The organism is Methanosphaera sp. ISO3-F5, from assembly GCF_034480035.2.
Classification (GTDB): Archaea; Methanobacteriota; Methanobacteria; order Methanobacteriales; family Methanobacteriaceae; genus Methanosphaera.
Genome location: NZ_CP118753.2, coordinates 1,858,244 through 1,884,681, shown reverse-complemented (window position 1 = coordinate 1,884,681; position 26,438 = coordinate 1,858,244). Strand labels below are relative to the sequence as shown.

15 protein-coding genes are annotated in these 26,438 nt (G+C 32.1%); 12 read left to right on the top strand and 3 right to left on the bottom strand.

Annotated elements, in window-relative coordinates; genetic code table 11:
* Positions 1-10: 10 nt before the first annotated feature.
* Positions 11-586, bottom strand: coding sequence for a M48 family metallopeptidase (locus tag PXD04_RS19895; protein ID WP_323736556.1), 576 nt, complete (start codon positions 584-586; stop codon positions 11-13).
* Between the two features lie 156 nt (positions 587-742).
* On the opposite strand from PXD04_RS19895, the gene PXD04_RS19890 reads away from it, so the two are divergent.
* The 6 genes from PXD04_RS19890 to PXD04_RS19865 all read left to right on the top strand — a co-directional run bounded on the left by PXD04_RS19890 (position 743) and on the right by PXD04_RS19865 (position 3,886).
* Positions 743-976 (top strand): hypothetical protein, encoded by a 234-nt coding sequence (locus tag PXD04_RS19890; protein WP_323736555.1) that lies wholly within the window; start codon positions 743-745, stop codon positions 974-976.
* Positions 977-986: 10 nt separating this feature from the next.
* Positions 987-1,307, top strand: coding sequence for a hypothetical protein (locus tag PXD04_RS19885; protein WP_323736554.1), 321 nt, complete (start codon positions 987-989; stop codon positions 1,305-1,307).
* Positions 1,286-1,849 (top strand): hypothetical protein, encoded by a 564-nt coding sequence (locus PXD04_RS19880; protein WP_323736553.1) that lies wholly within the window; start codon positions 1,286-1,288, stop codon positions 1,847-1,849. The genes PXD04_RS19885 and PXD04_RS19880 overlap by 22 nt, the downstream gene beginning before the upstream one ends.
* A 179-nt stretch (positions 1,850-2,028) precedes the next feature.
* On the top strand, positions 2,029-3,222 hold the full coding sequence (locus PXD04_RS19875; RefSeq protein ID WP_323736552.1) for an NAD(P)/FAD-dependent oxidoreductase: 1,194 nt from the start codon (positions 2,029-2,031) through the stop codon (positions 3,220-3,222).
* Positions 3,223-3,359: 137 nt separating this feature from the next.
* Positions 3,360-3,641, top strand: coding sequence for a hypothetical protein (locus PXD04_RS19870; protein ID WP_323736551.1), 282 nt, complete (start codon positions 3,360-3,362; stop codon positions 3,639-3,641).
* Positions 3,642-3,652: 11 nt separating this feature from the next.
* Entirely contained in the window at positions 3,653-3,886 is a 234-nt protein-coding gene (locus PXD04_RS19865) for a hypothetical protein (RefSeq protein WP_323736550.1), read from the top strand.
* Positions 3,887-4,082: 196 nt separating this feature from the next.
* Here PXD04_RS19865 and PXD04_RS19860 read toward each other — a convergent pair whose 3' ends face one another.
* A complete protein-coding gene (locus PXD04_RS19860; RefSeq protein WP_323736549.1) occupies positions 4,083-4,901 on the bottom strand; it encodes a Cdc6/Cdc18 family protein in 819 nt (272 codons plus the stop codon).
* Between the two features lie 367 nt (positions 4,902-5,268).
* Between PXD04_RS19860 and PXD04_RS19855 the strand changes: the two genes are divergently transcribed.
* The 3 genes from PXD04_RS19855 (at position 5,269) to PXD04_RS19845 (ending at position 7,440) form a co-directional block, all read left to right on the top strand.
* Complete coding sequence (locus tag PXD04_RS19855; RefSeq protein ID WP_323736548.1) at positions 5,269-5,664, top strand: hypothetical protein; 396 nt, start codon at positions 5,269-5,271, stop codon at positions 5,662-5,664.
* 1 nt (position 5,665) lies between these two features.
* Positions 5,666-6,667, top strand: a complete 1,002-nt coding sequence (locus tag PXD04_RS19850) for a hypothetical protein (RefSeq protein ID WP_323736547.1) — start codon at positions 5,666-5,668, stop codon at positions 6,665-6,667.
* Between the two features lie 182 nt (positions 6,668-6,849).
* Positions 6,850-7,440: a hypothetical protein gene (locus PXD04_RS19845; RefSeq protein ID WP_323736546.1), complete on the top strand. Its 591-nt coding sequence runs from the start codon at positions 6,850-6,852 to the stop codon at positions 7,438-7,440.
* 325 nt (positions 7,441-7,765) lie between these two features.
* Here PXD04_RS19845 and PXD04_RS19840 read toward each other — a convergent pair whose 3' ends face one another.
* The gene (locus tag PXD04_RS19840) at positions 7,766-8,167 is read right to left on the bottom strand and encodes a hypothetical protein (protein WP_323736545.1); all 402 of its coding nucleotides are present in this window, start codon (positions 8,165-8,167) and stop codon (positions 7,766-7,768) included.
* A gap of 665 nt (positions 8,168-8,832) precedes the next feature.
* Between PXD04_RS19840 and PXD04_RS19835 the strand changes: the two genes are divergently transcribed.
* The 3 genes from PXD04_RS19835 (at position 8,833) to PXD04_RS19825 (ending at position 26,238) form a co-directional block, all read left to right on the top strand.
* Positions 8,833-14,337 carry an Ig-like domain repeat protein gene (locus tag PXD04_RS19835; RefSeq protein WP_323736544.1) on the top strand — a complete coding sequence of 1,835 codons (5,505 nt, stop codon included), beginning with the start codon at positions 8,833-8,835 and terminating at the stop codon, positions 14,335-14,337.
* Positions 14,338-15,046: 709 nt separating this feature from the next.
* The gene (locus tag PXD04_RS19830; RefSeq protein ID WP_323736543.1) at positions 15,047-20,032 is read left to right on the top strand and encodes a hypothetical protein; all 4,986 of its coding nucleotides are present in this window, start codon (positions 15,047-15,049) and stop codon (positions 20,030-20,032) included.
* A 386-nt stretch (positions 20,033-20,418) separates the two neighbouring features.
* On the top strand, positions 20,419-26,238 hold the full coding sequence (locus tag PXD04_RS19825; RefSeq protein WP_323736542.1) for an Ig-like domain-containing protein: 5,820 nt from the start codon (positions 20,419-20,421) through the stop codon (positions 26,236-26,238).
* The last annotated feature ends 200 nt before the right edge of the window (positions 26,239-26,438 follow it).

The window sequence follows — 26,438 nt, the reverse complement described above, 5'->3', positions numbered from 1 at the left end:
AATGGGAGGTTCAGTTATTCTTGTTAATAAGATAAAGGTATTGTTCTAATTCTTCATCATATTTCTTATAATTTTCAAATTCCTTTTTTATTAGTTCATAGAACTTATCATTATGGGCCATCACGATAATATGTGACATTTCATGATAAACAATATACCTCACAAGAGCATCCGGCAAAAATCTAAGATCCTTTGATAATGTAATGTTTCTGAGACTGCTACAACTACCCCACTTATGTACCATTGACCTATACTGTATCCTGTTAACATTAACATTTAATTTCTTTTCATACTCCTCAACAAAGCCATTAACCAAATACTTTAATTCAATTAATGACCTGTTTTCTAACTTCTTATCCGAGGTTAATAACCTGTTTTTCTCCAAGTTTTTCCGGTATTGCTTAATCTTCTTATACAACCATTTATCCTTTTTATGAATTTGTTCTTCAACATTAATTTTACTACGTTTGGGAAGTACGAGCCTTAAAACTCCATCCCTTAATTCATAACGTATATATTTTACATTACGATACTCCACATAGTACTCTATTATAATATCATTAATTTTAATTTCATTAAACTTCATAACTATCTATACTACTCTTAGTTTATCAAACAAAGAATATATCATTTTAGTAAGATAATGTTGAAATCACAAACATATATGAAATGACTAGGGATGAATTCCAAATAAATATTTAATATTTAAAAATACAACAAGTATATCCATAAGGTGTATTTTATGAATAAGGAATTTGATTCCCCATTCCAAGTAGGTGTTCCTGTTTATCCAGAATATTTTAAGGGAAGAAACGATATATTAGAACATATCATACCACAATTATCCCATTTATCCAGAAATAATCAAAAACATTTTTTTATTACGAGTGAAAGAGGTATTGGAAAAACTTCTTTGACAAAATATATCTCAGACATACTTGAATCAGAACATAATATTTTAGCAATCCATATATAAAATAACGGTGTTGACACCGGATGAACTGTTAAAAAATATTATTACAGAGTTATTAAAAAAAGCTAAAAAAGAATCTGTTTCCTTAAGATTTAAAGAGTTAATTAAAGATAATGTGACAAAAATTGGTGTGTGGGGTACTGAAATAAAGATTAATAATCATTCTCCATTACTTATAGATATTAAAACTAATTTTATTCACACAATACAAGAACTTTTCAACGATATTGAAAATAAAACAGGACTTCTAATAATCATTGATAATATAAATGGTTTATCTGAAAATAAAATATTTCCAAACTGGTATAAAGTATGGTTGACACAATTGCAGTAAATGATGATATTAACATACCCATTGCATTTATTTTAACGGGTTATTCTAAAAAATTTGGAAAATTACACAGATTAAATCCATCCTTTTCAAGAATTTTCCAAAGAGAAGAGTTAGAACCATTAAAGGATGAAGAAGTTTCTGATTTCTATGAAGAAATGCTTAAACGAGTTAATATCAACATTGAAAAAAAAGCGTTGAAACTTATGGTAAAATATACTAATGGATTACCCTTACTTATGCAACAAATTGGTTTTTCATTATTTAACAAGATTAATACCAGCAATACAATCACGGAAAAAATAGCAACCAGAGGAATTATTGATGCTGGTGAAAGTGTTGGAAAAAATTATGTGATCTCTAATTATGAAGAATACGATGAAAACAAAGAATATAAATCAATACTTTTTAAAATAAGTAATTATAACTCTTTTAAATTTAATAAAACAGAACTTGAACATATATTAAATACCAGAGAAGAGAAAGTTTTAGATGATTTTCTAGAATTAAACACGTCACATAATTTCTTTGAAAAAAAAAGATGAAGAATACATTGTTAAAAATGAATTGTTTAAAATGTATTTTGAAACATTAAATCTTAAGAGAATATCTGATTGGTAACAGGTTATCTTCAATAATCCATTAGTTTAATAGTAAAAAATAATAAACTTATCTGTTCATATATTATAATTAATATAAAAAAAGATTTTTACAGGGAATTTTTATGAGTGATGTTAAAGAAGTTGATGTATTAATTATTGGTGCTGGTCCTGCTGGTAGTATGGCTGCTCGTGAGGCTAGCCGTAATGGTGCCAGAACATTAATTATTGATAAGAAGTCAGAGATTGGAACGCCTAAACGTTGCGGTGAGGGCATAATGGATGGTGTTCTTGAAAGTGTTGGCATTACTGCTGATGAACGATGGATTGCAAGACATATTGATGGTGCACGTCTTGTTGCACCTGATGGAACTAGTGCATGGTTTACCTCAGAGACTTTGGAAACTCCGGCCACTGGAATAATATTGGAACGTAAAGTGTTTGACAAGCATGTTACAATGGATGCTATTCGTAGTGGTGCTGAGGTTATGATTAAAACGGAAGCTACTGGGATAACCCGTGAAGGGGATTATTTACTTGTGGATATTAGAAGTTTTAATAATGAGTATTCCCAGATAAAGGCTCGGATTGTTATTGGAGCTGATGGTCCGGAAGGTCGTGTGTCTAGTTGGATGGGAATTAACACTAAAGTTCCTCTTGCAGAGATGGAGTCTGGAGCTCAGTATGAGATGACTAATCTTAAGATGGAAAAGAGCGATACTATCGAGTTTTATTTTGGTAGTGTTGCACCTGGTGGTTATGCTTGGATATTCCCTAAGGGTTATGATACTGCTAATGTAGGTATTGATGTTTCTGGTGTTAAAGGAGATAAAACTGCACTGGAGTATCTTGATGATTTTGTGAAAAATAATCCTGAAACTTGTGATGGTCAGATTGTTGAGGTTAATGTTGGTGGTAATCCATTGTGTGGTGTTTTTGACACTCTAATTGCGGATAATTTTATGCTTGTGGGTGATGCTGCAGGTTGTGTGAGTCCTATTACTGGTGGAGGTATTGACACTGGACTTGAAAGTGGTATGATAGCAGGACGTGTTGCTGCCCGTGCTATCAGAGAGAATGATGTTTCCGTGGATAATTTACGTGAATATGCTGATTATGTTGATGAGCATATTGGTAAAAAGTTCAGGAAACTTATTACTGTTCGTGATTTTATTTATAATTTGGATGATGATGATATGAATGAGTATTTGGGTGCTATTGCTCGTGCTAACATCACTAAGCTCTCTACCAGATCATTGCTTAAGGCTATGATTAAGGTATCTCCTAGAAAGTTGTTGAAGTTACGTAAACTACTTTAATTTTTATTACTTTTTTTTCATAATGTGAAGTTCATTATGTCGTTGTCTGTTATTTTGTCTCTGTTTTCTTTTTCTATTTTTAGTACAAAAGGTATTTTTATATACCAGGATACATATATGCAATTTTAGTGATTTTCATGGCCGCAACAATAAGGATTAATGAAGATATTAAACAACAATTAAAATTAAAAAGTGCTCAAACAGGTATTAGTCAATTAGATCTTGCTAATAAATATATTTTAAAGGGTTTAAAAGAAGATAATTTCCCTAATAAAAAAGTTATGAGTTTAGATCAAATAGAGAAATTTTTAGAAAATGATAAGCCTGAAGGTGATGATGTTTTAGATGAATTAGATGGAATCGTTCATTCGGATATTCCAACTAATGCCGTTGATTTGAAAAAAAGTAGTTATAAATGAGGATGCTGGCAATGATATTTTTAGATAGTAGTTATCTGATAGGTTTAATTATTGATAATGACCAGTATCATATTAAAGCTACTGAATTAAAAACTTTTTTAAAAAATGAAAAGAAAATCATCAATAATACTGTTTTAGTTGAAACAATTAACAGTATTAAAAGAACTAATCATACTATTGCTACTGATATGATAATTAATTCAATTTTAAAATTGGATAAAATTGATTTTTTTATCAGAAGATGATTATTTTAAATTTTTAGAATTATTTAATTATTACAATCAAAGTATTAATTATTCTGATTGTACATTATTATATACTATGCAGAAAAATTCTGTTAATACTATTGTTTCATTTGATTCAGATTTTGACAAAGTTAATACAATTAATAGGATATATCTTGATTAATTTTCTTTATTTATTTGTTTTTTATTACTTTTTTCATAGTGTGAAGTTCATTATGTCGTTGTCTGTTATTTTGTCTCTGTTTTCTGTTTCTATTTTTAGTCCTAGTGCGTTTAGTACTTTTAGTCCCCATCTTAGGCTTGAGTGTTCTTTTGCTGTTTTTGTTATTTTTTTTATTTGTTGGTCGTTTATGACTCCTGGTTTGAATCCTTTGTCGCATCTTGTTTTTAGTATGGAGTACATTTGTTCTTCTGTGTAGTCTGTGAATATTATTTCGTTGCAGTGTAGTATGCTTTGTGCGCTTTTTTCTAGTGAGTATTTGAATAGTATGTTGTTTACTATGATTATTATTGCTATGTTTGTGTGGTAGTATTCGTTTGCTCGGAATAGTTCGTTGATTAGTTTGTTTGTGTCTGGCTCTGATAGTGTGTTTAGGTCGTCGAATACTAGTATTAGTGGTTCTTGTTCTAGTTTTTCCATTATTTTTTCTTGTATTATTTCTGTTGCTACGTTGCTTCTTGGTTGTATTTCGAATAGTAGTTTGAATATTTGGGTGTATATTTTTCTTAGTGTGTTTTGGATGTTGCAGTTGATGTAGCATGTTTTTATGTCTGTGTAGTTTTCTATTTCTAGTAGTGCGTGTTTTATTACTGTTGTTTTTCCTGTGCTGGGGTTTCCCATGATTATTGTGTTTAGTACTTTGTTGTTTGTTAGTATGGGTTTGATGTTTATTAGTATGCTTTTTAGTTCTTGGTCTCTGCCGTGTATTATTTCGGGTAGGTAGTTTATGTTGAATATGTCTTGGTTTTTGAATACTGAGCTGTCTGTTTGCATTATTTCTTCGAGTATGCTCATCTTTTTTTCACCTCTTTTTTTGTGTTTTTTTCTGTTTTATTTATTAGTTTTTTATGTTATTTAAAGGAAACCGGGGGTTGGTAAGTAATATTGGGGGGAGGGGGGTGTTGGTAAGTACTGTGGGGGGTGTTGGTAAGTATTATTTTTTTTTGGTGGTTAGATTTTATTTCGTTATACCTCGTGTTTTTGGGCACAGAGAGGGAGTGAGTGTGTGGGGGAGTGTGGGAGAGTGGGGGAGGGAGTATGGGGCTTAAAATCCTTTATAAGTAACTCTTAATAAATAATTATACAATCAAGAAAATAATTAAAAATATTTCTTGAAAATAGTGAATTATAAGTTAAGAAAAGATTAAAGGAGGTATTAACGTTGAATAAAATTAAGAAAAAATATTTCAATAGAAAAACATTGAAAGTCAATGAGAAAAATGATATTGAATCAATAATAGAATTATTCCAAAAATTTGGCAAAAAGTATCATATCATAACAACAACATTAGATCCCAACATACAATACCAGACAAAAGATACGAAGATTACACAAACATACACAAAGACAATACTTGAAAAAAATATGACTAATATGATAAAACAGTTAGAAAACCGTGGCAAGATAAGAATCATAATCATTGACAACCTAGACCATGAAAATGAGGAAGTTAACCGGAAGATAAGACAACTAGATAAAATAAAAAATGTTAAAACATATAAAATTAAGGAAAAGGACACTTTCAAAGCATTAGATGATATTATAAGAAGGGTGTGAAATGATATACAGGAATATTTACAAGACAAATAACCGTTACATTATTAAGAAAAGTATCTATAATAAAACTATCGTCTATGGAAGCTTTGACAGACTAAGTGATGCCATCGAGCATAGGGACAAACTTGCTAGGAACAATTGGTATAAAAATGCTACTACTGGATATCCATTGAATCAACGTTTTCCACAGTATTATGTTAAAGAGATTGAATGTGGTTATTTGGTTATTAATAAGAAGAATGGAAGAACATTCGGAACTTATAAAAATTGTAAATATGCACGTATAATTAAGAAAATATTACCATTCTATGAGGATGATCTTAACATTTCACAAGTTGAAAAGATAGCTCATAAAGAATTTTACAAATACATCACATATCATAAGATGCTTGGACGATACCATGTGGTTTACGAGGGCGTTGTAAGAAGTACTCATAAGAATCTTGTTGATGCATTATACGAAAGAGACCTTATAGTAAAATATAACGGAAACGAAGAACTAATGTGTGAAGATCCAACAACAATCCACGACTACAGCAATGAAGAACTGCCCTCATTCACACACGAATGCGAAAACATATACTACAAGGACGAAAACAAGAACAAATACCAACTAGAAAAACAGATACGTAACAATAAGCTAATCATCGGAAACTATCCCACATACAACCTGGCATGCCTCATAAAAAGATACCTTGACAGTAAAAAATGGAACAAAAAAGACGTTAAGCACATAATGAAAATTACCAAGAAAATACATAAAAGAGACAAATACATCCACAGACGAAACGGAAGATACTGCGTAGAACGAACAGTCAATAAAAAAAGAACAATCTATGGTTACTATGATAACATAGAACAGGCAAGATACGTTAAAATAAGATTAGAAGAAACAAGTTGGAAGAAAAAACAAGTGCCCAAATTTGAGCGCAACTATTATAAACACAAGAACATAACAAGATACTACTATGATACAACAGATTTCTTCAAAACGGAGGGATAAAAACAAAATAAGTAGTGGATTTAATCTTAAAAAACAGTCCCCCCACAAAAAAATAATAAAGGGAATCGAGTCATGTAAAAAAAACACACACTCCATTGAATAGGACAGGGTACATGACAGACATTCCCCATACAATAACTAGAGTAAAACACGTGTATAATAATTTAAGAGGTGAAAGATAAATGAAGTACAACATACCCCTAAGAGTTAAACTTTCAAACAAGGAATATGATAAAGTAAAAAAAGCAAAAAACAAGAGCAAATTTGTTAGAGATGCAATAAACTATTATGATGGAAAACACCAACGAGAAAATGAACTAAGCAAGAAGGAAATGCTAAAAAAGATTATGAAAAACGTGGAAGAAGAAGAAAAAAGATCAGCTGCAAAGATAAATAAAACAGAAAAACTGAAGCGTAAGCGGATAATGAACAAACTAACTAAAATGTCAGATAAATGTGATGAAGAACTTTCCAGATTAGCTGAAGAAAGCAGTAGCTCTGAAGAATCCACACCAGAAATAACTGATCCGGAAGTTATTGAAGAAAAGATTCTTAGCGTACTTCCCACATTGCAGGGAATACATAATTCAGATATTGGTACTGATTATGATACTATACATAGGGTTGCAGTTAAGCTTAAAATTGATAGCACTTATCTTAAGGAGTGGATGGATAGTCATCATGAATTACTTAATAAACGAGATTACTTAACCCGGGAACATATACATCAAAGAAAAACTCGCAAGAAACATGATTTTAAATATGACATTTAAAGGTACATTTCATGTGTAACTCTATGCGAAGGTAGTGTGGGAGTAATGGTATTCCCATGTTACCTTTTATTTTTTTGTTTTGTGATACTGTAATACCATTCATGTTAGGCATATATCCGCAGAAATCGTAATACTATTTTTATACATAATTAATACATATTTTGTGATAAGGAACTTACTACTACTACTACTACTACTACTACTACAACAACAACAACAACAACAAACAACAAACAACAAACAACAAATAATATGAAGAAAAATCTTGAAAAAAATAGTAAAAAATAGTAAAAAATATTATTATAAATTAATACACGGAGAAGTATTAATTTATATCAAATGTTTGATCAAAAATCTGTTTTCGAGTATTAGATTCATCAATTTCATATAACATTATTTCAATTCGTTTAGCAACTTGTGATGAATCCTTTGAAACAATGGTATCGTTAATTTGGAAAGTACCATCCTTTATCCCATTTAATTCATTAGACCCAGTAGCAAATACCTGATTTTTAGCATCAAATAATTTATATTCCATTGATACTTTGTTAAAACTCCTTACTGAACGTAACATATAGGATATGTCATATGTTGTATCATTAGAGTCACTTTTATTAACGTTTAAATCTGTTATTCCAAGACCAGTATTATAAAACATTGTTGATCCAACATAAAACAATATCACAACAACACCCAACAGTATTAAGGGCATTAATTTATTTTTCAAATATAATCCTCCTTCCCTTTAAACTTTTTAATAATATATTTACTTCTTCAAAGCTTAAATAATTAATGTTATATGTATTTTTCTTAAGAAAATTTTAAATTGAAAAATGTTTAAAATATGTGGATACTTGTATATTGAAGTATTTTTTTCTGGAATGAAGGGCTATTCTTGTTTTTTTATCAGATTTTTAATTTATTTAGTTTTATTGTGGATTGTTTGAGTGGTATGAGTGTTTTTTATTACTTTTAAAAGTAACACATCATAATAATAATATGCTATTATAAAGATATCCCTTATTTTATAATAAATCTAATTTTGATATATCTGAATATATAATAGGATTGTGTAATAATACAAAGACAAAAAACAAAGACAAAAAAAGCCAAAACACAACAAATAAAACCACCAAAACAACAGTCTAATACCAAAAAATAGTCATTAAATTTAATAATTAAAAGAATACAACTAATAATGGTTAATTTTATCAAAAATAATAACAAAAAAAGACAAAAACAATGAAATAAAGAATTTTTAGAAAATAACCATAAAAGCTGAAAATATTACAAAAAAATGAAAACAAAATTAAAAGACAACGAAAAGCAACAACATACACATAAAATAAACCGAAAAATTAACTAAACACAAATAAAAGGAGGAAAAAACTGGTGATACATAAGAAAATATTCCTTATGACACTAATCATAGCACTTATCGCAAGCCTAAGCATGATAAGTGCAACAGACGTATCAAACAATGATACAACAACGACAATAACAGCAGACCAAACATCACCAAACAACAATGACAACATACAAGACACACCACAAACACCTAAAACAATAAACAAGAACATACAAACAAACACCAAAGAAGCAACAGAAACAGTAACAAATTATGAAGAACTATACCAGAAACTAACAGACAAAAATGCTGCTGAAGACACCACCATAAACCTGGGTGGAGAAGAAGAAACATACACAATAACACAAACAATAAACGTAAGCCAAACAATCAAAAACCTAAAAATAGAAGGTAACGGCAAAACAATAGACGGACAAGACAAAAACGAATTCCTAAACATAATACACGTATGCAACCTAACAATCAACAATCTAACAATACAAAGCTGTATGCCTAACACTGAAACATTCGAAGAAAAAGCATCAGGAGCAATAGTCTCCAGGTACGGAAACGTAAACATAAACAACACCCGAATGTATAATAATGGTGGAATTACAGCAGGTGCACTATACATTGAAGCATACCCTGACCTGGATGATGAAGGAAATGAAATATACACGGGAGAACATGTATATAATGTTTCCATAACAAACTCAGAATTCAGAAACAACGCAGCATTATTTGGTGGAAGTGCAGTTCATTATGTTGGAACAAACGGAAGTAATCTGCTGATAGACAACTGTATCTTCAATGGTAATGGAGCAGACCAGTACGGATTTTTAGTTGGTGGAGCATTAAGTTTAAACTCTAATGGAACAATACGCATAACCAATTCTGAATTTAACTCAAATCAAGGTTCAATGGGTGGAGCAATAGCATTATGGAATAATGGAAAAACCACAATAGCTAACACAACATTCTACAAAAACAATGGAACAATGAGTGGTGGAGCATTATATCTTGCCAATGATGGAGACATAAACTTTGAAAACATTGAGTTTATGTCCAATGAAGCAGAGATTGGTGGAGCCATCAATGTAGACAGTACAAAAGACTTGACATTAACCAACATTACATTTATTTCTAACAGAGCTACCGGTGGTGGAGCGATAAATACTGTTAATGAAAATGGTACAACCAAAATAAGTAAATCCACTTTCATAGACAATGCTGGAGATATTGGTGCTGCAATATTAATTGCAATAGCAAATGATAGTAATCTTGAAATAAGTGACTCTAATTTCACAGGTAATGGTTATCCAGAAAATTATGGTTTAACCTCTTATGGTGGAGCTATAAGAATAACATCAGGAAACAACACGGCAGTTACATTATTAAACAGTAATTTTACATTAAATAAAGTACAGGAAGGTTCAGTAATCAGTTATGAAGGAGAAAATAACAATAAAATCATCATAGATGATTGTTTAATTGCTTCAAATGGATATAAACCTCATTATTCTCCAAGTGAAAGTGGTGCTGTAACTATCAGTGCTAATGAAAACACAACATTAAGTATAACTAACACAAACTTCACAGAAAACCTAGCAAAAGAAGGAGCAGCAATAAATTATTATGGAGAAAATAATACACAGATAAACATTACAGATTCAATATTTGACTCTAACGGTAATCCCAGATCACAGCCTAGTGAAGCAGGAGGAGCTATGAAAATAGTTATCGAAGGTGACTCAAGTACCACGATTAAAAATTCTGATTTCATCAAAAATAAGGCAACCCGTGGTGGTGCTCTTTACTTAGAGTGTGACGGAAATAATGATCTGGTTGTTGATAATTCCACATTTATTGCAAATGGACTAGGTATCTATCCTTACTATACAGAGTTCGGTGGAGCATTATACTTGCCTAGCATGAATGATGTTACTATAAATAATTCCGTCTTTGACCATAACTATGCTAGTAACGGTGGAGCATTATACTTAGAAAGTGAAGAAGGTAATGTGATAATTGATAACACTAAATTCAATGCTAATTCATTACCGAATAATAGTATGATGGAAACTGAAGCAGCCATCCGCATAAGAAACAGTGGAAATACCAGTATCATGAACTCTGAAATTTCTAATCATACAGGTGACGAAGGAGCAGCATTATATTATGAAGGAAGTTTAGAAGAAAACAGTACATTCATAATAGATAATGTTAATTTCACCTCAAATAATGCATCAGACGATGGAAGTATCTTATTATCCGAGGGAAATGTTACTATAAATAACTCCAACTTCATCAACAACAAAATAGCACCTAGTGAAGGAATATATTATATGGGTATGAGTGGAGCACTATACAGTTCATCAACAATATTAAGCATAGATAACAGTAACTTTATTGGAAATGGTTTACCAGAAACTGTAGAGTTATGGATGGAAGACTTATACTGTGAAGGTTCAGCAATATACCATTATGGAGAAAATTTAACCATCACCAATTCTAATTTCACATCAAACATTGGTGGAGGCGAAGGTCATGTCATAGTATATGATGCGCCTAGTGATTGTGTCCTAAAAGTTAATAACACAATATTTGATAAGAATATTAATTATAATAGTGGTGAAAGCATTATAGCTCCCGGAATATGTATATATGGTAATGCAGTTATTGACCATGCAAGATTCTCATCAAACCAGGCCATACTCGAAAATCCTTATGATTTAGAGGAGTCTAGAGGAGTTATTTATATATCTGGTGGAAGTGAATACACTTGTAATGTAACCAATACAGAATTCTATAATAACAGTCCGGAAAACTTCTTCATTAATGATACTGATAAAATGATCTATATAAGCGAATTTGATGGAGAAAAAATGTATGATGAATATGTTCCTGACTATGCAAATGTAACAGTATACATTGATGAAAGCAGCAATGGTATTAAAACCTTCTTAAACATAACAAACAAAACAGATAACAGAACAGAAGAAACAAGATACTATGATAGAATAGAAGGCATAGTTGTGGACCCTGATAATTATCTTTACAAGATAGTTATTACCCAGAACAATGCATCACAATACTATGGCAAACAAGATTACATAAGCAACACGTACTACTTCCTATTACCACATGATTACATGCTAACAGTAAATGCTACCAGTCCCGTTAAAGTTGGTGATGATACAACAATCAAGGGAAGAGCATATTACACTAAAAGTAATGGTGAAGACGTAGTGTTTGCAGATAAACCAGTTGACTTATACATTAACGGCACATACATAGCAACCACAAACACAGACAGTAACGGTGAATACGAATTTAATTACACAACCACAACACTAGGCACCCAAAATGTAACAGTAGCATTCAATAAAACATACTACTTACCACAACTCACGAACACAACAACATTTGATGTTATTATAAGAGAAAGTGTATTGAATATTGTTGCAACCAATAATACAATTGGTGAAAAAACAAGGATAATGTTTAATCTTACTGATACTGATGGTAAAAAAATAGCAAACGCTAGTATCAGATTCTATGTAGATGACAAACCAGCTAACATAACCACTGACAAGAATGGTATAGGATACTATGAATGTGAAATTAACGCTACCGGCGAAAATTATGTGTTAGCATTCTATGATGGAAATTACAGTTATACTGATGTAATTAATTCAACAATATTCCATATTAAGAAAATGAATACAACAGTCACTATCACCGCTACCAACACAACAGTTTATGATAAAACCACGATAACTGGTAAACTTACTGATATAACTGGTAAAGTTATAGGTAATGCACCAATCACAGTATATGTTGATGATTACACATTTAACATAAAAACAGGTGCTGATGGTGAATTCAAACTAGTTACCACCACTAATATTACTGGTGAAAATCATGCAGCAGTAATCTATGAAGGAAACGATGTGTACATGGACAGTTTCAATAAAACAGCATTCAATGTTGAAAAACTTAACACAAAAATAACAGTAACTGCTAAAAACGCAACAGTTGGCGAAACAATAACAATTACTGGAACATTAACTGACCAGACAGGTAAAAACGTGAAAGATGCACCGGTAATATTATACATTGACGAGGAAAAAGCAGACCTTAAAACTTCAAGCACAGGATCCTTCACATACACGTATAAGACCGTGCACGTTGGAGACAACTATGTTGAAGTATTCTATGAAGGAAACAACATAAACAAGGACAGCTTTAACACAACCACATTCAATGTAGCAAAAATAAACACAACAACCACTGTTAAAGTAACAAATACACAAGTAGACAATGTTACATTCGAAGTAAAAGTAAACGGAAAAGACGGTAAAACAATAGTTAACGGAACACTCATAGTATACGATGAAAAAGGAAAAGTAATTTCTGCACATAACATTGAAGACACAGAGAGTATAACAATAGCAGACATGACAAGTGGAAAACATTCATTCACAGTAAAATATGAAGGCAATGACACATACAATCCATCAACCACAACCACCAATGTAACAGTAACAAAAGTAAACACAAAAGTAACAGTAGACCCTGTCAATGGAATAATAGGAGAACAGATTACACTAACTGCACACGTAACTGATGTGAATGGTAATCCTGTAAGTGGTGGAAACTTAGTGTTCAAATTAAACGGTAAAACACTAAGAACTGATGGCAGGTTTGACAGTAATGCAAGTGCCTGGAAGTTCCAAGTAAAAGACGGTATTGCAAGCATAACAATTAATGCAGACATGTACTTACGTAATGCTAAAAACCTAACCGCATCCTATAGTGGAAGCTACAAGTACAATGAGGCAAAAAGTACTGTTGTAACCGCTCAAATCAAGAAACGAGAAGCAAAAATAACAGTGACAACAAGTCCTAAGACACAGAAACAATACAATACAATCAAATTCACAGCAAAACTAACCGATACAACCAAAAACTATAAAAACACCACAATGATGCATACCGGAACCAAAGTATTATTCAAGATAAACGGTAAAACAATCAAAAACAAGAATGGCAAAAACTTACTGGTAAAAGTAGGTAGTGATAACACTGCAACTTATAAGTACACTGTACCAGCTGGTATGGGCGGAGTAACCAAGGATGGCCAAGTACGTGACTACACAGTTGAAGCAGTACTGGTAAGTGACAATTACTATCCGGACACAAGAAATACCACAACATTCAATGTCAAAAGAAGCTCAGTAACAATAGACATAGCTAAAACAAGCATCAACAACAAAAATGTTTTAAATGTACAGGCAACAATCAAAGACTATAAGGGTAAGAATGTGATAGGAACAAATAATGTTGCTATTAAAATTAACGGTAAAACCTATGTTAACCCTAAAACCAATAAAACACAAACATTCAAAGTAAGCAATGGAAAAATAAACCTCAAAAACATACAAGTAAAACAGGACATTAAAGTCAAAAAAGTTATGATCGTAACAGGTGCTCGTCAAGCATACCTTGGAGCCCGTAACGAAACAAACAATATTGTTAAAGCATAAACTTACATGTTTTAACAACCCACTTAACCCCCATTTTTAACAACACATTATTTCTTGAATTAAAAATGAACACATTAATTAATAAGAAAATATAAAAAATGTTTAACATTTAAAAAAAAATATAGTTCAAAAAGTGTGTTTAAAGAAATAAAAGAACTATAAAAAAACAATCAATCTTTTGATAAGATAACAAGACTTTTTTTTATTAATGAAAACATGATAATTAATTATTTGATAAAATAACAAAAATACTCTTTTATATAAATAAAAAATGAATATATTCCAATATTTTATAATATAACAGATTATAAATTAAAATTATCCAATATAATCCAAGGATATTTTTTTAACACAGATATGATTTAATTATTTATGCATTAACGAAAAGAAAAGTATTTAAAATAAATTTTTACTAGAAAAAATCATGTTAAAATTTATAAACATTAACCCATTATAATTAAATAGTTAATTTTATGGTTATGATTTGAAGTGAAAGAGAAATAAATTATTTTATAAATTATTTAAAAAAGATATACAAAAATTATAAACTTTCTAAAATAATCAGACAATATCTTATGTTTTTTATTCAATGAAAAAAATAGAGAAAAACTACAACAAATACAAAAAAAATATTAGATATACCTCATTGATTAATACTTCACAATTTAATCATAAGAACTAACTACAAAATATATGGAGGAAAAAATAGGTGATAAATAAGAAATTTATCTTCATTACACTAATCTTCGCACTAATCATTAGCCTAACAGCAATAAGTGCAACAGACATATCAAACAATGATACAACAATAACCACAGCAGACCAGACATCACCAAACAACAATGCCAACACAATAGAAACACCACAAACACATAAAACAATAAACAAAAACACACAAACCAACACCAAAGAAGCAAGCAACACGACCGTGACAAGTTACACACAACTATACGAAACACTTACAAATCCAACTGCTGATGAAGACACAACAGTAAACCTAGATGGAGAAGAAAAATATACAATAACCAACACCATAAATGTAAGCAAAGCAATAAAAAACCTCATAATAAATGGTAACGGTAAAACAATAGATGGAAACAATACAACAGGATTTCTTTTCATTAATCATACTTGTAATTTAACAATAAACAACCTAACCCTAGAAAACTGTAAAACAACAGACCACGATGATGATTCCATTACAGGCGCAATATTTTTACGTTATGGAAATGTATTAATAAACAATACCAAAATGAACAACAACAATGGAACTATAGGTAGCGCAATAAACATACAACCATACACCAACCCTGCAGATATAGACGATAATACAGAGCACGTATATAATGTTACCATACAAAATTCAGAATTTAATGACAACGAAGCATTACTTTCAGGTGGAGCAATAGCTTATGTTGGAATAACGGGAAGTAATTTCACAATAGAAAACTGTACCTTCACCAACAATGGAAATAATGATGAAGACGCATTTATAACTGGAGGAGCAGTATACATTAGTTCCGAAGGTAATGTATTAATAAATAATTCAGAATTTAACTCAAACATAGGACAAGAAGGTGGAGCATTATATGCAGAAAATGGAAACACCACAATAACCAACACAGAATTCCTAAACAATCATGCAAATTATAATGGGTATGGTGGAGCATTATACTATAATAACCCGAACAGTAACACCACCTTAACAATTAGTAATGTAACTTTTGATTCAAATGGAAGAAAGAAACAATTTGATTATACCGCAGACGATGGTGGTGCAGCCTACATAAATACTATAGGTAATATCAGCATAACAGATTCAAAATTCATCAACAACTCCGCACAGACGGCAGGAGCAGTACATATCATACAGGAATATAATGATAGTTCAATACTTATTGAAAACACATTATTTGATTCAAACGGATTCGAACAACATTATGAAAGTACTGGTGACGGTGGAGCAATAACAGCACAGACTCCTGGTAACATATCAATAGTAAATTCTTCATTTGCAAATAATATTGCAAGCGAAGGAGGAGCTCTCTCCCTAGAATATAATAACCTTGAAATCATAAATTCAAACTTTGACAATAATGGTATAAGGGAAATAGAAGATGAGGAATGTGGTGGTGCCGCATATCTATCAGCAAAAGGTAATACCATAATTACAAACTCCAAATTCACCAATAACCGTGCAATGGATGGAGGAGCAATCTATTATGAGGGGTCAGAATATTCCAATCTAAGTATTGCTGATTCATTATTTGACAATAACATAGGAAATATAGGAGGTACACTCCAAATAAGTAGTAGTAATACATCCATAACTAACACTAACTTCACAAACAACCTCCTGAACATTAATATGGAAGATGAAATATGGGGTGAAGGTATTGTAATATATAGCAATGCTGCTCAATTAACTCTTAATCATACCAATTTCAGAGGTAATGGTTTACCATCCAACTTAACCCGGGAGGATATTGGTGAACAAATAGCAGTTGAAGGTGGATTAATCTATTTCAGTGGTAATGGTAATAATAGGTTAAGTATTGATTACACTAATTTCACATCCAACCGTGGATATGGACTTGAAGGTGGAATCATAACGTATTCTAGTACTTATCAATCATACGATAAAGGTACTTTCATCCTAAACCACACTGCATTTAAAGACAACATACTAGTAACTTGTGAGGAAGAGAAAATAGAATCTGAAGGATATATTTTACTTATTAGTGGTAGTGCAAATATTGACAACACAATATTCCTTTACAATAAAATAGACACATCACTAATTAATCCTGAATTCATGGAAGAAGAGAAGAATACAGGAGTTATCTACTTTAATAATGATGATGATAATAAGTGTAATATCACTAATTGTGTTTTCATAGAAAATACTCCTGCTAACTTCATAGTAAACAACAGCCAAGTAATATTAAATTACTCATATTATGAAATGTCTCAGGGAGAAGAAAGGTTTGAGTTAATGTTTGATGGTTATATACCTACCAATGCTACTGTAATGGTATATGTTGATGAAAGCAGTGAAGGAACACAATACCAGTTAAAATCCGAAAACATAACAGATGAACAAGGAAACCCTAAAATACGTAAAGTATACGTTGATGGCTTAAACATAACAGATGATCATTACGTGTACAAACTAGTTATCACACAAACACCGGGCTCACAATACTACGACCAACAGGACTTCATCAATAACACATACTACTTCATAATACCTCATGATTATGCAATAAGCGTAAATGCAACCACTCCTATAAAAGTAGGAGACAACACCACAATCAAAGGTAAAGTAAACTTCACAGATAACGAAGGCAAAGAAGTAGTGTTCATTGACAAACCAGTTGACCTCTACATTAACGGCACATACATAGCAACCACAAACACAGACAGTAACGGTGAATACGAATTCAACTACACTGGTGATGTAATCGGCACACATGATGTACAGGTAACATTTAACAAGACAATATACCTACCAAGATTAACTAATAATACAAACTTCACAGTAGTAATCAGGGAAAGTGTACTTAATATAACTGCAAGCCCTACTAAGATTGGTGAAAAAACCAACATAACATTCAATCTCACAGATAAAGATGGAGACCCAATACCAGAAGCAAACATAACATTCTACATTGACAACAAGGAAGTTAACATAACCACTGGCCCTGATGGAGTTTATGTATACGAATGCGAACTAAATAAAACAGGAGACAACTATGTCCTAGCATTCTATGATGGAGACTATGCACATACAAACGTAATAAATTCAACAATATTCAGCGTTGAAAAAATCAACACAACAGTCACAGTATCAGCAGCAAACACCACCATAGGAAAACAAACAACCATCAAAGGTAAACTAGTTGATGAAAAAGGTAACAACGTACCAAATGCACAGGTAATTGTTTTCATTGACGATGAAGAAGTAGACCTAACAACAAATGCTAATGGTGAATTCACATACAACTACACCACCAAGTATGATGGAGCAAACTATGTGGAAGTATTCTTTGAAGGAAACGACACACACAAGGACAGCTTCAACCACGCCACATTCAACGTAACCAAAAAAGCAGAAGCACAAATCGACATTGATGTCCTGAATGATACTGTAGGAAACGTTGAAATAGAAGTAACAGTAACTGATGAGAAAGGTGAACCATTAAAAGATCAGACAGTGGAAGTAACATTACCTAATGGTACAAAAACCAACATGACCACAGACAAAGACGGCAAAATAAAAATAACTGATACTACTACACCAGAAGGAAAAACCAACATAACAGTAAAAGTACCAGACACAGCCGATATAACCGGAAACAACAAAACACAACAATTCACAATAGAACCAGACTACCAGAAAATACTAGATGAACTAGAAAAAACAAGCGTAATAACAGCAATACCTGAAGAAGGAACAGTTGATGATTCAAAAGTAACAGTAACCCTAGATAATAAGATGGGAACACCAATAAGTAACGCACCAATAACAGTGAAAAACAGTAAAGGCGAAATAATTGGTAACGCAACCACAGATAACAAAGGTATTGCAGTAATACCAGTAACCACCAAAGCAGGAACAGAAAACATCACAGTAAGTTACCTCGGAAATAGTAAATACACGCCAGCAGAAACAACAGTAACAATGAAAACAGCAAAAAACAATGTGACAGTAACAGTAGACCCAGTAAATGGTGTTATTGGCGAAAAAATCACATTAACCGCACACGTACTTGACACTAAGGGCAATCCTGTGAATGGTGGAAACCTTGTGTTCAAACTAAACGGTAAGACACTAAGAAGTGATGGAAGTTTCAACAGCACAGCAAGTGCATGGAAATTCACGGTTAAAAATGGATTAGTAACTGTGACAATTAATGCTGATCTTTACCTGCGTAATGCTAAAAACTTAACAGCATCTTACAGTGGAAGTTACAAGTATAATGAGGCAAAAAGCAGTACTGTCACTGCACAGATCAAGAAACGTAACGCTCAAATAACTGTTACTACAAGTCCTGGTACACAGAAACAGTATCAAGTAATTGCTTTAACAGCAAAATTAACTGATAAAACGCCAGGATTTAAGAACACTACCATGATGCATACCGGTACAAAGGTATTGTTTAAAATTAATGGTAAAACATTAAAAGATGCTAAAGGTAATAATGTACAGGTTAAAGTTAACAGTAAAAATGTTGCAACTTACAAGTACACTGTACCTGCTGGTATGGGTGGTGTGACTAATGATGGTAAAGTACGTGACTACAGTGTAGAAGCTGTACTGGTTAGTGACACTTACTATCCTGACACTAGAGACACTGCTACATTCAATGTAGAGAGAAGTCCTGTGACAATCAACATAGCAAAGACAAGCATCAACAACAAAAATGTTCTAAATGTACAGGCAACTATCAAAGACTATAAGGGTAAGAATGTGATAGGAACCAATCAGGTGAACATTAAGATTAATGGTAAAAGTTATGTTAACCCTAGTACTGGTAAGACACAGAACTTCCAGGTCACTGATGGTAAAATAAGTCTTAAGAATATCCAGATAGGTAAGGATATTACTGTTAAGAGTGTTATGATCGTGACTGGTGCTCGTCAGGCATATCTTGGAGCTCGTAACGAAACAAGTAATATTGTTAAAGCATAGGTTTATCCTGTGTTTTAACTACATCTTAACCTCCTCCTTTTTAACCCTTTTTTTGATGAACTGTGATTTGAAATAAGGTATATGCTTATTATTTTATACTGAAATGAAATTTTTTTTAATTTTAAGGCAATTGTTGTTCCGTTTATTTATTTTATAGAAAAATATGAATAATTTATAATATAATGTGATATTAATATTATATTTACATTTATTAAGATGAAATACTAAAATATTAATCATAGTAAATTGTTTTATTAGAATTATCTTATAATTTAAGTAAGATAATATATTCATCATTAACCTAAAAAAATATGTGTTACTGAAGAAATAAAAGATAATAGAAAAATTTACTCTGAAAAAAAAATGATAGGAGGAGTATGATGTTTTTGACACATAAGAAATTAATATTCAGTGTATTAGTTTTATTATTTGTTATTGGTTTAAGTGCCGTGAATGCTACAGACACACAAACAGATAACACGACAAGCAATATTAACACAGATTTTACCAGCACAGAAAACACTGACACATTCACTGAAAACATGGCACAGGAAACAAAATTGGCACAGGAAACACCCGTGAAAAGAATTAATAAAACTAAACAAACTAATACAAAGGAATCTTCACATAGTGTTAACAACTATGATGATTTATACAATACACTGACAAATGAAGAAAGTGATGAAACAGTCACAGTATCATTAGACGGTGATGAAAAATACACTATCACAAATAGAATAATAGTGAACAAGAACATAAAAAATCTTACCATAAATGGTAATGGCAGAATAATTGATGGTGATGGATTACACACATTCCTTTACATTAACCAGTCATGTAATTTAGTTGTAAACAATGTTACAATACAAAATTGTCTTGAAAAACAAACAGTGACCGACAATGATATGCTTCAGATAATTATGTATGATGGTGTGATACAGTTAAACCAGGGAACAGTATTATTAAATAATACTCATTTATTAAACAATCAGGCTACAGGATTAACTGTTTTCCCACTCGGATTAGATGCAAATAATGCATTCTTTAATGAAAATCCTGAGTATACCTCAAATGTAACCATACTTAATTCAGAATTTAATAATAACAAGGGTTATGAAAGTAGTGCAATCCTGTATGTTGGAACTAAGGGAAGTTCATTTTACATGAATAACACCATGATTACTTCTAATGGTAAAAAAGATAATAACATCTCCATAAGTGGAGCTGTAGCTATTGAAACAAATGGTAATATTAAGATTGAAAATTCAGAGTTTAATTCAAACTATGCTGCTGAGGTTAGCAGTGCACTTGTCATAATAAATTTTAATAATAATACCAGTATAAATAATTGTTCATTCAAGTCAAATAAAATAAACAAGAGTGATGAAGAAGAAAGTGGCCGAGCAAGAGCAGATGGCGCAGTTTCTATCCAATCATTCGGATATGTTGACATAAATAACACAGTATTTGAATCTAACTCTGCAAAATCTTATAGTGCATTAGTACTGCAAGGATACGGTGTTAACAATATAACAAATTCCAAATTCTTAAACAATGCAGCAAAAACTAGTGGAACAATTGGATATTACTCACTTACCCGAGACGAAGTAGAACACTTGCCAGAAGAGATTAACATTATCCTTGTTGATGAAGCAGCATTAAACATAGACAACTCCACATTCGAGAAAAACCGTGCTGAGAGTGTTAACTCCGATGAAACAGGTGGAGCAATATATGCTGAGTACGCAAATGTTAACATTAACAATACACGATTTACGGGCAACACTTTAAACAGCAGTTTATCATATGGTGGGGCAATATATGTTAATAACACTAATTTAACTGTGAATAACTCGTATTTCTCATCAAACTATGCTATAAATGGTGGAGCAATATGTTATAATGACGATGAAGGTTCAAAGTTAATCATTGACAACACAACATTTGAAAAGAATGCCGTTAACGATAAAGGTGAAACAATTGCATTCGGAGGAGCATTATACATAGAAACAAATGGTAACACCACAATAACTGGTTCAACATTCAAAGAAAACCATGCAGACTACACAGGTATCATCTACTATGATACTGAAAATGAAAACAGTAACCTATTAATCAATGGTACAAAATTTGATTCCAATGGAAACACAAATGCATTGGATGCTGCAGTATTAAGCATAGTAAAATCATACAATACAGTTATTAATAATTCAGAATTCACTTCAAACACTGGAGCATACGGGGCAATAATGGCAAGCAACATGGGATCATTAATAGTTGAAAACACATTGTTTGAATCCAATAAAGCAGTGTACTATGCTGGTGCATTAAACACTTTCAATAACGGAAACATGACCCTAGCCAATAACACTTACCGTGAAAACTGGGGTGATGATGCGGCAGCTGTAGACTATTATGGTTTTGTTAACACTACATTAAAAGTGATCGGCACAGAATTTGACTCTAACGGAGGATACGATGAAACATTAGGTGTTACAAGTGCAACTGGTGCTATGAGAATAGAAACTCTGGGAGAAGCTGAAATACTAGGTTCAAACTTCCATGATAACTTTGGAGATAATGAGGGAGTGTTAAGTTATAAGGGATATACCTTTATTAACAGAACACTTAACGATACAGTGTATGATAAGAGGTACATTTATTATCTTTATTATGAGTATAAGGATTACACTAACTTAACCATAAAAGATACAAATTTCACTTCAAACAAGGGAACAAACACGACAACATTAGTGCTTTATGATGGAAATGTTACCCTGGATAATGTGAACTTTTATAACAATACCTTAAAAAGCGTAAACAACAAATACACCGGACAGGGCCTTGTAATATGCAGTAATTCAACCTTATCAATAAACAACAGTAACTTTGAAGGAAACGGACTGCCCGCAGACCTGGATTATTCTACCGCCAATATTAGTGAAACTTATGCTTCCGTAATATGGCAAATGAAGAATAATATGATAATAAACAACAGTAATTTCACTTCAAACCTTGGAGGACTTTACGGTGCAGTCATAATAGCAGACAATGGTCCAATAGGCCCAACAGAAGTATCCCTTGAGGATTATATTAGAACAATAATACTTAACCATCAAGTAAAATCAACAACAATAGACAATACAATAATAGAAAATAATAAAGCTATAGTAAAAGAGGTATCAGTTGAAGAATGGAGTGGCGAAAAAATATTAATTAACCTTGCTCCAGGTATACTGAACAGCTTTGGTCATTTAATAGTAAATCATTCCCAGTTTATTTCAAATAAAGTAGAAAACCTAGTAGGTGAAGAATATGATATTAAAATAGACTATGGTGTAATCTCCTTTGAACACGGAGAAAGCGGAAACGATTATCAAGGACATACCCCATATAGATGTGATGTGACAAACAATGAATTCTATGATAATGACCCATCCAATTTCATAGTTAAAAACAGTCAAATAGTAATAAGAAATTCAACAAATCCTTGGAGTGATGACATAAGATTCGATGACGGATACATTCCAACCTTTGGTAACGCAACAATATACCTTAATGACGAAACTCAAGGAAAACAGGACAATCTTACCTCAGACATTGAAGTAATTCACTATGATTGGAGTGAATCTGATATCATCAATATACGCAATACACGTATTGAAAACCCTATCGATGAAAAAACATTTACATGCCGAGTAGTAATTGACCAAAATGAAAGTTCCAAATATTACGACACCCAAACATTCTATAATAACACGTACTACTTCGTCATGCCACATGATTACATATTAACTGTCAATGCAACCAGCCCAGTTGAACTGTCAAACACCACAACAATCAAAGGCAGAGCATACTTTAATACAAGCAATGGAGAAATAGTAACATTAAACAATCAAGACATTGAATTATACATAGACGGAGAATACATTAACAGCACACAAACAAACAATAACGGAGAATATGAATTCACATACACAACCAAGGCACTGGGAACACACAATGTAACAGTACAAATAAACAAAACAAAAACATCACCATTACTAAGCAATAAGACAACCTTTGATGTTAACATAAAAACACATATAATACTAGACTGTAATGACACACTCATAGGACAGGCAACAATTATCCACGGAACATTAAAAGACATACAGGACAACATAATGCCTCACACAGACCTGGTTATCTTCGTAGACAATGAAGAATATGATGTGAAAACTGATGAAAACGGAGAATTCAGCTTCAGCTACGTTCCAACAAATCTCGGAAATAACTATGTGATAGCATTATTTGCTGGAAACACAACACACCTCACCAGCGAAAACGACACAATATTCCATGCAACCAAGATAAACACAACAACCACAGCAACAACACCAGAAACAATAGATGGAAAAGTAACATTTAACGTGGAAGTAAACGGAAAAGATGGTAAAAAGATTACAAGCGGAACATTAATCATATACGATGAAGAAGGTGAAATAGTAACAGCACAGAAGATAAAGGACACTACAACCGTTAGCATATCAACTCTTCCAAGCGGAACATACACCTTAAATGTAACATACATTGGTAATGATACGTACAACCCATCAAGTACAACCACCCGGATAACTATTAAGCCAGAAGCACAAATAAGCATAGATGTACTTAATGACACCGAAGGAAATGTTCAAGTAGAAGTAACAGTAACAGATGACAATGGTGAAGCATTACCTGGCCAGACAGTGGAAATAACATTACCTGATGGAACAAAATCCAATAAAACAACCAACTCAGAGGGTAAAATAATTATTACTGATACAACAACACCACCAGGAAATGCAAAAATCACGGCAACAATCCCTAGTGATAAAAAAATAATAGGAGATTCACAGACAAAAGCGTTTACAATAGAACCTGACTATCCAAAGATCATAGATGAAATGAATAAAACAAGTGTAATAACAGCAATACCTGAAAATGGAAGTGTAGATGACAACAAAGTAACAGTGACAATAGACAACAAACTAGGCACACCAATAAGTAACGCACCAATCACAATAACAAACAGTAAAGGCGAAAAAATAGGCAATGCTACAACAGATGAAAACGGAGTAGCAATCATACCAGTAAAAACCAAAGCAGGAACAGAGAAAATAACAGTAACATACCCTGGAAACAATAACTACAAGCCAGCAAGCACAACAGTAAGCATAACAACCACCAAAAACAATGTAACAGTAACAGTAGACCCAGTAAATGGAATAATAGGCGAAAACATTATACTAACAGCACACGTACTTGATACTAAAGGTAATCCTGTGAATGGTGGAAACCTAGTGTTCAAACTAAACGGTAAAACACTAAGAAATGATGGCAGATTCGACAGCAATGCCCCTGTAATGAAGTTCAAAGTAGAAAATGGTATTGTAACTGCAACAATTAATGCAGACCTATACCTACGTAACACTAAAAACATAACCGCATCCTACAGTGGAACATACAAGTACGAAGAAGCAAAAAGCAGCACAGTAACCGCACAAATCAAGAAACGAAACGCTAAAATAACAGTAACAACCAGTCCTAGAACACAGAAACAATACAATACAATCAAATTCACAGCAAAACTAACCGATACAACACCAAACACCAAGAACAAGACCGCAATGAGCACAGCTACAAAGGTAATATTCAAGGTAAACGGCAAAACAATAAAAGACAACAAAGGCAAAAACGTACAGGTAAAAGTTGTTAACAACACAGCAACATACAAGTACACTGTACCAGCAGGTATGGGTGGTGTTAATAATGATGGTACAATCAGAGATTATGATGTTGAAGCAGTGCTGGTAAGTGACACTTACTACCCAGATACTAGAGACACTGGCGTATTCCATGTGGAGAGAAGTCCTGTGACAATCAACATAGCAAAGACAAGTGTTAACAGTAAGAATGTTCTAAGTGTACAGGCAACAATCAAGGATTATAAGGGTAAGAATGTGATAGGAACTAACCAGGTGAACATTAAGATTAATGGTAGAAGCTATGTTAACCCTAGTACTGGTAAGACACAGAACTTCCAGGTCACTGATGGTAAAATAAATCTTAAGAATATTCAGTTAGATAAGACTATTAAGGTTAAGAGTGTTATGATTGTGACTGGTGATCGTCAGGCATATCTTGGAGCTCGTAATGAGACAAGTAAAATAGTTAAAGTATAACTTTTTTTTCTACTTTAACCTTTTAACCCCCATTTTATTTTATAATTTTCTTCATGTTTTTTCGTAAAGTATTATTTTAGTATATTAATTGATTTTTGTTTTGTTATGTTTCCTTTGTGAATTTTTTGTTATCGTTGATAATGTTTTCATAATGTGCCTATTATTTATACGATATTTTACATAAATATTTATAAGGAATA